General features: G+C 42.8%; 10 protein-coding genes. 8 read left to right on the top strand and 2 right to left on the bottom strand.

Going from position 1 to position 9,981, the window contains the following annotated elements:
* The 4 genes from G5B06_RS17940 to G5B06_RS17925 form a co-directional block, all read left to right on the top strand.
* Window positions 1-355 (top strand): RNA-guided endonuclease TnpB family protein (locus G5B06_RS17940; protein WP_173772670.1); only part of this gene is annotated, 355 nt, incomplete at its 5' end.
* A 164-nt stretch (window positions 356-519) separates the two neighbouring features.
* The gene (locus tag G5B06_RS17935; RefSeq protein WP_173763214.1) at window positions 520-1,452 is read left to right on the top strand and encodes an AEC family transporter; all 933 of its coding nucleotides are present in this window, start codon (window positions 520-522) and stop codon (window positions 1,450-1,452) included.
* Window positions 1,453-1,537: 85 nt separating this feature from the next.
* Entirely contained in the window at window positions 1,538-2,806 is a 1,269-nt protein-coding gene (locus G5B06_RS17930) for a M18 family aminopeptidase (RefSeq protein WP_173763215.1), read from the top strand.
* A 17-nt stretch (window positions 2,807-2,823) separates the two neighbouring features.
* Window positions 2,824-3,633: a Cof-type HAD-IIB family hydrolase gene (locus tag G5B06_RS17925; RefSeq protein WP_148448595.1), complete on the top strand. Its 810-nt coding sequence runs from the start codon at window positions 2,824-2,826 to the stop codon at window positions 3,631-3,633.
* Between the two features lie 66 nt (window positions 3,634-3,699).
* On the opposite strand, the gene G5B06_RS17920 is transcribed toward G5B06_RS17925, so the two are convergent.
* The gene (locus tag G5B06_RS17920; RefSeq protein WP_173763216.1) at window positions 3,700-4,644 is read right to left on the bottom strand and encodes an AEC family transporter; all 945 of its coding nucleotides are present in this window, start codon (window positions 4,642-4,644) and stop codon (window positions 3,700-3,702) included.
* Window positions 4,645-4,794: 150 nt separating this feature from the next.
* On the opposite strand from G5B06_RS17920, the gene G5B06_RS17915 reads away from it, so the two are divergent.
* From G5B06_RS17915 to ilvC, 3 genes are all read left to right on the top strand, one after another.
* Window positions 4,795-5,835, top strand: coding sequence for a tyrosine-protein phosphatase (locus tag G5B06_RS17915; RefSeq protein WP_173763217.1), 1,041 nt, complete (start codon window positions 4,795-4,797; stop codon window positions 5,833-5,835).
* A 164-nt stretch (window positions 5,836-5,999) separates the two neighbouring features.
* Window positions 6,000-6,497 (top strand): acetolactate synthase small subunit, encoded by a 498-nt coding sequence (ilvN, locus tag G5B06_RS17910; RefSeq protein ID WP_015526774.1) that lies wholly within the window; start codon window positions 6,000-6,002, stop codon window positions 6,495-6,497.
* 96 nt (window positions 6,498-6,593) lie between these two features.
* Window positions 6,594-7,613: a ketol-acid reductoisomerase gene (gene ilvC, locus G5B06_RS17905; RefSeq protein WP_173763218.1), complete on the top strand. Its 1,020-nt coding sequence runs from the start codon at window positions 6,594-6,596 to the stop codon at window positions 7,611-7,613.
* Between the two features lie 179 nt (window positions 7,614-7,792).
* Here the strand turns inward: ilvC and G5B06_RS17900 are convergent, their stop codons facing one another.
* Complete coding sequence (locus G5B06_RS17900) at window positions 7,793-8,683, bottom strand: LysR family transcriptional regulator (RefSeq protein ID WP_173763219.1); 891 nt, start codon at window positions 8,681-8,683, stop codon at window positions 7,793-7,795.
* Between the two features lie 231 nt (window positions 8,684-8,914).
* Between G5B06_RS17900 and G5B06_RS17895 the strand changes: the two genes are divergently transcribed.
* On the top strand, window positions 8,915-9,883 hold the full coding sequence (locus tag G5B06_RS17895; protein WP_173772668.1) for a hypothetical protein: 969 nt from the start codon (window positions 8,915-8,917) through the stop codon (window positions 9,881-9,883).
* The last annotated feature ends 98 nt before the right edge of the window (window positions 9,884-9,981 follow it).

Raw genomic sequence — 9,981 nt, 5'->3', positions numbered from 1 at the left:
GCATAAGCAGTCAAGGCAGATAGCCAATGCTTATGATTGTGTATGTATAGAAGATTTGGATATGAAAGCAATGTCACAGTCGCTGAATTTTGGAAAATCTGTTTCAGATAACGGCTGGGGAATGTTCACAACATTTTTGAAATACAAACTGGAGAAACAGGGTAAGAAGCTTGTGAAGGTGGATAGATTTTTTGCAAGCAGCCAGACCTGTTCTGTTTGTGGTTACAAAAATGCAAAAACGAAAAATCTTGCCCTGAGAGAGTGGGATTGCCCGCAATGTGGAACCCATCATGATAGAGATGTAAATGCAGCGATAAATATCAGAAATGAGGGAATGCGTTTGGTAATTGGATGACCTTAAATAACATAACACAACCGTGGGACACACGGGGATAGCTCGCTTATGCTTAGCACAGTAGTGCTATCGAACGAGAACCAAACTTGCCGAGGCTGGGAAGCCCTCACCTCTATAGGTGGGGGAGGATGTCACGCAACAGAGCAAAAGAGGGGAATTGAAAAATGAACACATTAACAGTTTTACTACAGCAGATCGGAATGTTTGTGATCTACATTATCACAGGCGTGATCCTGATTCGCACAAAAGTACTGACACGGGAGAATCTGGAGATTATTTCAAAAGTAGTGATCAAATTGTCACTGCCGGTGATGATTTTTATCAATACGGTAAACGGAGTGGATCGGCAGACGTTTTTTTCTTCCCTGTCCATCCTTGGGATAGCGGCAGTGATGTACGTGTGCCTGCTGATCCTGGGCACTTTATCCGGAAAAGTATTTCGTCTTCAGGGAGAACATCTGCAGCTATACCGCGCAATGACTGTATTTGGAAATGTGGGATTTATGGGAATTCCTATTGTTGTCAGCATATATCCGGAAAAAGGAATGCTGTATATGGCTGTTTTTACAATCATTGATCAGTTAATGTTATGGACTCTGGGAGTAAAGCTGACTTCCTCAGAAAAAGAAGGCGGGGCTTTTAATCCGAAAAAACTGATCAACCCTGTGACAGTTGCCATTATTCTGGCACTGATCTGCGTGTTGACAGGAATCCGGATTCCGCTTGTTTTAAATACGGCACTTCAGAAGATGGGGGCGACGGCAACACCGCTGGCAATGATCTATCTGGGAGGTGTTTTTGCCTGCATTGATGTGCTGAGCTTTATCAGGAAACCGGATTATTATGGAATCACATTGATAAAAATGCTGGTATTTCCAGTGCTTTTTTATATCCTGTTAGGCTTTGTACATATTCCGGCGGATATCCGGATGACTATGGCGCTGACTTCTGCCATGCCTGTGATGTCATCGGTGGTAATGATGGCAAATGCTTCCGGATCGGATGGAGATTATGCAATGGGAGGAATTGTGGTTACTACATTATGTTCTGTCCTGACCCTTCCTGTGGTATCCTGGATCTTTCAGGTGCTGGGGTAAAAGTATTGCTCTGAAAAAAGTTTTGCCGTATAATGGGCAATAGCAAAACGGTCCGGCGATCCGGGCCGGACAGAGGAGAAATACTATGTACGAAGAGACAACAGAGAAACTGCTGGAATTTATCAGCAAAAGCCCTACAGCCTTTCAGGCAGCAGAAGAGACAAGAAGACGTTTTCTGGAGGAAGGCTTTACAGAACTGAAAGAGGAGGAGAGCTGGAACCTGGAAAAAGGCGGAAAATATTTTGTCATGAGAAATCATTCTGCGATCATCGGATTTTCCATTCCAGTCAATGACTGCAGAAGATATCATATCATTGCAAGCCACAGCGATTCCCCGTCTTTTAAGATAAAAGAAAACCCGGAGATGTCTGTAAACGGAGCGTATGTGAAACTGAATGTGGAGCGGTACGGAGGAATGATCCTGTCTACCTGGTTTGACCGTCCTCTTTCTGTGGCTGGCCGCATGATCATCCGCAAAAATGGGAAAATCCTGGAAAAACTTGTAAATATTGACCGGGATCTTGTCATGATCCCAAGTCTTGCCATCCATATGAACCGGGATATTAACGGAGGCTATCATTACAATGTCCAGAAAGATATGCTTCCATTGTACAGTGGCAATGGTGAAAAAGGAAACTTCATGCGGATGCTGGCGGAAGAGGCCGAGGTACGTCCGGAGGATATTCTGGGTCATGACCTGTTTCTTTATAACCGGATGCCCGGAACAATCTGGGGATCCCGGAATGAGTTTGTTTCCAGCCCAAGACTGGATGATCTGCAGTGTGCTTTCGCTTCACTGGAAGGTTTTCTCCAGGCAGATAAGAAGAAAAATATTACAGTCCACTGTGTACTGGATAACGAAGAAGTGGGCAGTACCACAAAGCAGGGAGCAGCATCCACATTCCTTAAAGATGTGCTGTTTCGGATCAATCTGGCCCTTGGGGGAGATCAGGAAACTTATCTGATGGCCCTTGCGGAGAGTTTTATGATCTCTGCGGACAATGCACATGCGCTTCATCCGAATTATACAGACAAGGCAGATCCTGTAAACCGTCCGGTGATGAACGGTGGAATCGTGATCAAATATAATGCCAATCAGAAATATTGTACCGATGGGATCTCCACAGCGATTTTCAAGGAACTCTGCAGAGAAGCAGAGGTGCCATATCAGACATTTGTGAACCGTTCCGATATTGCCGGCGGATCTACTTTGGGAAATATTTCCAACACTCAGGCAGCTATGAATACGGTAGATATCGGCCTTCCTCAGCTGGCCATGCATTCCGCTTATGAGACAGCCGGAGTGAAAGATACGGAAAGTCTGATCCGTGCGGCAAAAGTATTTTACAGATAAGAGCGGAGGATATGAAAATGAGCAGAAAAGCAGTATTTTTTGATGCAGACGGAACTGTCTGCGATATGAAAAAAGGCGTGCCGGACAGTGCCATTGAAGCCATCCGTTCGCTGGTAGATAATGGACATGAAGCATGGCTCTGCACAGGAAGAAGCCGGGCTTTTGTCTCCTGGTATCTGGAGCAGATTCCTTTTACCGGAATGATCAGTGCCTGTGGATCGACCATTGAGAAAGACGGGAAGAGACTTTTTAACAAAGAGATGACACCGGAGGTTGCAAAACTTTCCGTGGAGGTTTTGAGAAAATATGGGCTGATTCCGGTAATGGAAGGCGCGGATTTCATGTACTATGATAAAGAGGAGTATACCGATGAAGTAAACTGGTATGCCAGTCTGATCACAGAATCTCTGGGCGATAAATGGAGACCGATCCGTGGAAATGAGGACTGCATGCGGATCAATAAGATCAGTGCAAAAATGACCGCAGGATGTGATGCAGAGGCTGCGTTGTCCATTTTGTCAGAATACTATGATATCATTCGTCATGAGGGCAGCAGTTCATTTGTTGGAAATACCATTGAACTTGTGCCAAAAGGATTTAACAAGGCGGTGGGAATCGCGGCAGTGATCCGCCTGTTTGACATTCCGTGGGAAGATACCATTGTTTTTGGAGACAGCAACAATGACCTGGCTATGTTTGAATACGCTGCAACAAAAGTTGCCATGGGAAATGCCTCCCCGAAGATCAAGGAACTGGCAGACTATGTTACGTCCGATATGTTCCATTACGGAATCCGGGATGGATTGAGATATCTGAAGCTGATCTGAAAATAAAAAATGCTGTGGAAAATGTTTTATGTACATTTCCACGGCATTTTTGCGTTATGATAGTGTTCAGATCAGCCCCAGGCTTTTGCAGAGAAACAGCCAGACTGTCAGGGTAAAGGCACTGAACAGTGTGGTGAGAAGCACAACTCCCGAAGAAAAAGAGCCTTCATGTCCCATATTTTTTGCCATGACAAAGCAGGTAACTGTACTGGCAGATCCCAGCATAATGATAATGGAAACCAGTTTGTCCTTTGTAAAACCGCATCGGATGGCAAGGGGCAGAAAAAGAGCTTCATAACCGATCAGTTTCATAAAGGTACAGGCGACGGATGCTTTGAGCCTGGAAAAAACTTTCCCAAAATGAAGAGATCCACCCATGGCCATGAGACCAAGAGGAGTAGCAGTTTTGGCAAGATTGCCTACGGTAGAGTCCAGGATCTTCGGAAACGGAAGGCGAAGAAGAGACCAGAGTGTACCGGCAACAATACCGAGAATGATGGGATTGGTGACAATGCCTTTTAAAGTACGCTTCAGAACAGTTCCATCCAGCTTTCCCTGATCCGGTTTAAAGACAGAGAGAACTACAACGGCCATCACATTATAAAGAGGTACACTTGCAATGATCATCAGCGGTGCCATGCCTGCGTTTCCATAAAGATTCTGGATAACTGCAATGCCCAGAATAGCGGCGCTGCTGCGGTAAGATGCCTGGATAAACTCGCCCCGGATATCAGATGGATGAAGGAGCCGGGACAGGAATACGGAAATCATGATGCTGAGGGAGGTGATCAGAAAACAGAAGATCACCATTTTGGAATCCCACGCTTCATAGATATCGATCTTGGCGATATCCTGGAACAAAAGGGCGGGCAGTGGGATGACGAACACGAATTTGTTCATGCGGTTGACAAATGCTTCATCAAAAAGTCCGATCCTACGGAAAAAATACCCGAGGAGCAGGGTGAGAAAGATGGGCACGGTAACATTGAGACAGAAAATAAGATTGTCCATAAAAAGAAAGCCTCCCTGAGGTAAAATATCTTCATTTATTATATCGAATCCTCGAAAATTGTCAAACGAGGTATACGGGACTGTAAAATTCTGGTATGATAAAAAGTGTTGCAAAAAAGCAGCACAGGGGTTGAGAAGGAGAAAGAAAAAATGAGATACGGAAAAATACGGATCGAAGACGGCTTTTTTGTATTTACCAGACATATGATGCTTAACAGTCTTCCGTGTAAGGATATCCTCTGGGCGTATATGCGCCGGGAAGGAGCAGATAAAACCGGTGAAAAACAGCTGATCATCAACTATCTGGTAATTATAACCAGGCGTCAGAAACGTTATAAATTTGATATGACAGAACAGGAAGTACAGGACTGTCTCCGGCTTCTGAAAGTACTGAATCCGGATCTTGCAGTTGGTTTTCCAAAAGGAAGCAGGCTTCCGCTTCAGAATCTTCCAAATACGAGAGATCTGGGTGCTTTGATGACCGAAGATGGTTTGCACATTCTTCCCAGAAAACTTCTGCGTAGTGGTGAGATTTATCATGCTTCCATAGCAGATACCAGGATTCTTTCAGAAGAATATAATGTCAAAACAGTGATCGATTTCCGGTCTGCGGCGGAAGTAAAGAAAAAACCGGATGATATTATGGCAGGAGTAGAGTATTATCATATTCCGATCCGTGATGAAGAACGCAGCGGAAACAGCTTTTTTGAACGTGTGATGTCCTGCTACGGAGATGGAGAACGGTATATGAGGGAACGGTACCGAAGCCTTATTACAGATGAATATTCCCTGAAACAATACGCGCGCTTTCTGGATGTATTGCTTCATGTAAAGAATGGAGCCGTTGTTTTTCACAGTACCACAGGAGAAGACAGGACAGGAGTCGGAACAGCACTTTTGCTCTTTGCTTTGGGTGTACCTAAGGAAACGATACGAAGGGATTATATGCGGTCGAATTCATGTCTGGAAGATGAACTGAAATATATGCGCAGGCTTTACCGGGCAGACTGGCCGGAAAACAGCCGAAAGCTTGCAGATCTGAAAGCCTTCTATCAGGTGAAGGAGTCTTATATCAATACAGTTTTTGATGTCATCGAAAAAGAAAACGGAGGAATTGAAAGATTCCTTCGGAAAAAACTCTATCTGACACCAAAGGCATCCGAGGAGCTTAAGAAAAAATATCTGATCTGAGGATAAAAACATTTCTTATCATCCTGAAGGAATTTTGCAGGAAATTTTGATTGACAAAATTTTCGAAGTTGTTATAATGGTAAGAAAGCAAGGGTTTATTAGATTAAAGCGTTAACTGACGAAGTCGGTTTTCTATACATAAAAGTGTTGAAAGCAGGTGTATTATGGAAAAGAGAATACTATCCATCCTTGTGGATAATACCTCCGGAGTCCTTAGCCGTGTGGCTGGTCTTTTCAGCCGCCGTGGATATAATATTGACAGCATTACCGCAGGAGTGACTGCAGATCAGAGATATTCCCGTATGACAGTTGTCTGTGAGGGAGATGATCAGATGCTCCAGCAGATTACCAAACAGCTGGCGAAGCAGGAAGATGTACGGGATGTTAAGGTCCTTGAACAGGACGACAGCGTTGCCCGTGAGCTGATGCTCGTCAAGGTTGCTGTGAAGCCGGAACAGAGACAGGGAGCTCTTTCTGTTGCAGATATCTTCCGTGCCAAGGTGGTGGATGTAAGTAAGGATTCTCTTATTATGGAGATGACCGGAAGCCAGAACAAGCTGAAGGCGTTTGTGGAGCTGATGGCTGACTATGAGATCCTTGAGCTTGCAAGAACAGGAATCACAGGTCTGTCACGAGGCAGTGACGATGTCCGTTACCTGTAAATTTTTTACATATGTTTGCTAGGAGAGCAGCCACTCTCTTAACGATAAATAATTTTTATGAAGAAGATGTGATGAACATCAGAGGAGGAAAGCAAAATGGCAAATAAGATTTTTTACCAGGAAGACTGTAATCTCGGATTATTAGATGGTAAGACAATTGCGATTATCGGATACGGAAGCCAGGGACATGCACACGCACTGAACCTTAAAGAGTCTGGATGCAACGTAATCATCGGTCTTTATGAAGGAAGCAAATCCTGGAAAAAAGCTGAGGAGCAGGGCTTCGAAGTATATACATCCGCAGAGGCAGCTAAGAAAGCAGATATCATCATGATCCTGATCAACGATGAGAAACAGGCTGCACTTTATAAGAAAGACATCGAGCCAAACCTTGAGGAAGGCAACATGCTTATGTTCGCTCATGGTTTCAACATTCATTTCGGATGCATCAAACCACCAGCATATGTTGATGTTACAATGATCGCTCCAAAAGGACCTGGACATACAGTAAGAAGCGAGTATCAGGCTGGTAAAGGTGTTCCTTGTCTGATCGCTGTAGAGCAGGATGCTACAGGTAAAGCTCAGGATATCGCACTTGCATATGCACTTGGAATCGGCGGAGCAAGAGCTGGTGTTCTTGAGACAACATTCCGTACAGAGACAGAGACAGACCTCTTCGGTGAGCAGGCTGTACTTTGCGGTGGTGTTTGTGCACTTATGCAGGCTGGTTTCGAAACACTTGTTGAGGCTGGTTATGACCCAAGAAACGCATACTTCGAGTGTATCCATGAGATGAAACTGATCGTTGACCTGATCTATCAGTCAGGATTCGCTGGAATGAGATATTCTATCTCCAACACAGCTGAGTACGGCGATTACATCACAGGACCGAAGATCATCACAGAGGATACAAAGAAAGCAATGAAGAAAGTTCTTTCCGATATCCAGGATGGTACATTCGCAAAAGAGTTCTTACTCGACATGTCCGATGCAGGTGCACAGGTACACTTCAAGGCTATGAGAAAATTAGCTTCTGAGCATCAGTCTGAGAAAGTCGGCGAGGAGATCCGTAAACTCTATAGCTGGAACGGCGAGGATAAGCTTATCAACAACTAAGCAAAATTTATTGCAAAGCAATAAATTTTGCGCTACTCGAACGAAGCGAAGCGGAGTTTGAGTCAAAAAAGTTACACTTGTAATATAGTGGCATGAAACTTTTTTGTTACTGGCTACTATGAAGAAAACCATCTGGTCATTATGATCAGATGGTTTTTTGTAGTATTTATTTGAATTTTTTACTTAATTCCCTTGTCCTCCCAAAAGAACGGCATAATTAAATCCATATCCACATCTTTCTGTCTGCATACAAATCCGATCTCACGAGGTGGAAAAGAAAATCCTACCGGTACTTCCACCAGTGTTCCTTCTTCCAATTCCTTTTTTACAAAATCCCGAATCACACAGGCAATTCCAAGACCAATCTCCGCAAACTGGATCAAAAGATCCATGGTTGATACTTCCAGAATATGACTCAGCTCCACATGATGTTCTTTCAGCTGTGCGTTTACAGTCTGACGGGTAATATTATCCTCATCCAGCATCATGAAAGTCGCCGCCTGGATCAGCGGTTCATCAGGATAGAGTTTTTTCTGATTTTCCAGATACTGCTGTGTACAGACAAAAGTATCCCGGATTTTTAAGAGGGGATGAAAATAATATCCGCGAAGCTTCTGTGGCCGTCCGATCAGCCCCAGATCAATTTTTTCCTCATCCAGAAGCTGCAGCGTCTGATAAGTAGACTGGCAGGAAATGGTGATGCGTACATGAGGAAAACGAGAGATATATTTCTCAAGATGGGAAAGGAGTACATATCTGGTTAAGGTGGAGCTGGCACCTAGGCGGAGTTTGGGAATGTCCCGGGAGCGGTTGTGGCGAATGGAATTTTCTCCCTCATCCAGAAGGGAAAGAGCTTCTTTTACCTTCTCAAAGAGAAGTTCGCCGTCCGGAGTCAAAGTAACACCCCGGGAACTGCGCTTAAAAAGAATAGTATCGAGATTCTGTTCCAACTTCTGGATCGCCTTGCTGATAGCCGGCTGACTGATATAAAGTTCTCGGGAGCTGTGAGAGATGCTGCCTGTGCGAGCAACCGTATAAAAAATATGATAAAGAGACAGATTGTCCTGCATACAAAGACTTCCTTTCCAAAAAGGGATAGATAGCAATCAAACAGAGATTAGATAATTATAATAGCATAGGATTTATGGTTCGTAAATAAAGAACAAGGAGGAAATCATACAATAACCATAAAATATTATTTTGCTCTAGAATATCTTTGCGATTGCAAATATAATATGGTATATAAGAAATTGTGAAAAAAGTGTGAAATATAACACAATATAATAAAAGGGGGATTTTTTATGAAACAAATGAAAAGGAAACTGGGAATACTGCTATTTGGTATAATGCTTGTATTTGCATTTTCAATTCCGGTTATGGCGAAGAATGTTGCAGAAAAAAAAGAAATTAGTGCAACAGCGCAAAAGGTTGAACATGTTATTGAAAATCAAAATACTCGGTTATTAAACAATAATGTTCCCGCAGGATTAGCCAACTCTATAGAAGATAATATTGTTGAGATGGGGAAATACTCTTCAGATACTCGTTATCTTACAGGAGTTGCACCTCGAGAAAATGATGTAATTACACAGGGCGAAAAATTATACATTAAATTTTATGCAAGGGATACTTGGAAATATTATTATACAAAACCAATAGTTTCTGTTTTTAATGCTAATTCAGACATCGTATATATAAGCGAACAAAACAAGGTATCTCTTTCTGGACAAGATACTTACAGTGGGTATATTTCCTGGAATACAGCTACTGCGAAACCGGGTAAATATTCTGTGTATATTGTAAATGCACCATGCTATTCTGATGGCACATTGCTTAGTGATTGGGCATCTTTTGATTGTCCTTATATTAACACGGAGTTCAAATTAGCAGCTAAGCCAGTACATAAACATACATATGGAAAATGGAAAACTGTGAAGTCAGCAACTGTTTTTGCAACAGGTAAAAAGGTATGTAGTTGCAAATCATGTGGAAGTAAAAAAACACAGACTATTCCAAAATTAAAGCCTACAATTAAACTTTCTGCAACCAAGAAGACGATCGGAAGAAATAAATCTTACACATTAAGTATTACTAATCTTGCGAAAGGTGATTCCATTAAGTCTATTAAAAGCAGTAAGACAACTATCGCAACGATAAAGAAAGTTAAAACAAATCAGTACAAAATTATTGGAAAGAAAAAAGGAAAATCTACGATCACAGTTGTTTTGAAATCTGGTAAGAAAGCTACCTGTACAATTACAGTAAAATAATGTAGAGAAAAATGGCGGAGAGCAGTGCTTTCCGCCGTTTTAATTGTGTGACAGTAAAAATAAACCCCCTGCTATGCAGGGGGAGGGAAGATCTTTAG

The sequence above is a fragment of the Blautia luti genome (assembly GCF_013304735.1).
GTDB lineage: Bacteria > Bacillota > Clostridia > Lachnospirales > Lachnospiraceae > Blautia_A.
The sequence above is the reverse complement of the archived record's forward strand: the minus strand, read 5'-3'. Positions and strand labels throughout refer to the sequence as shown.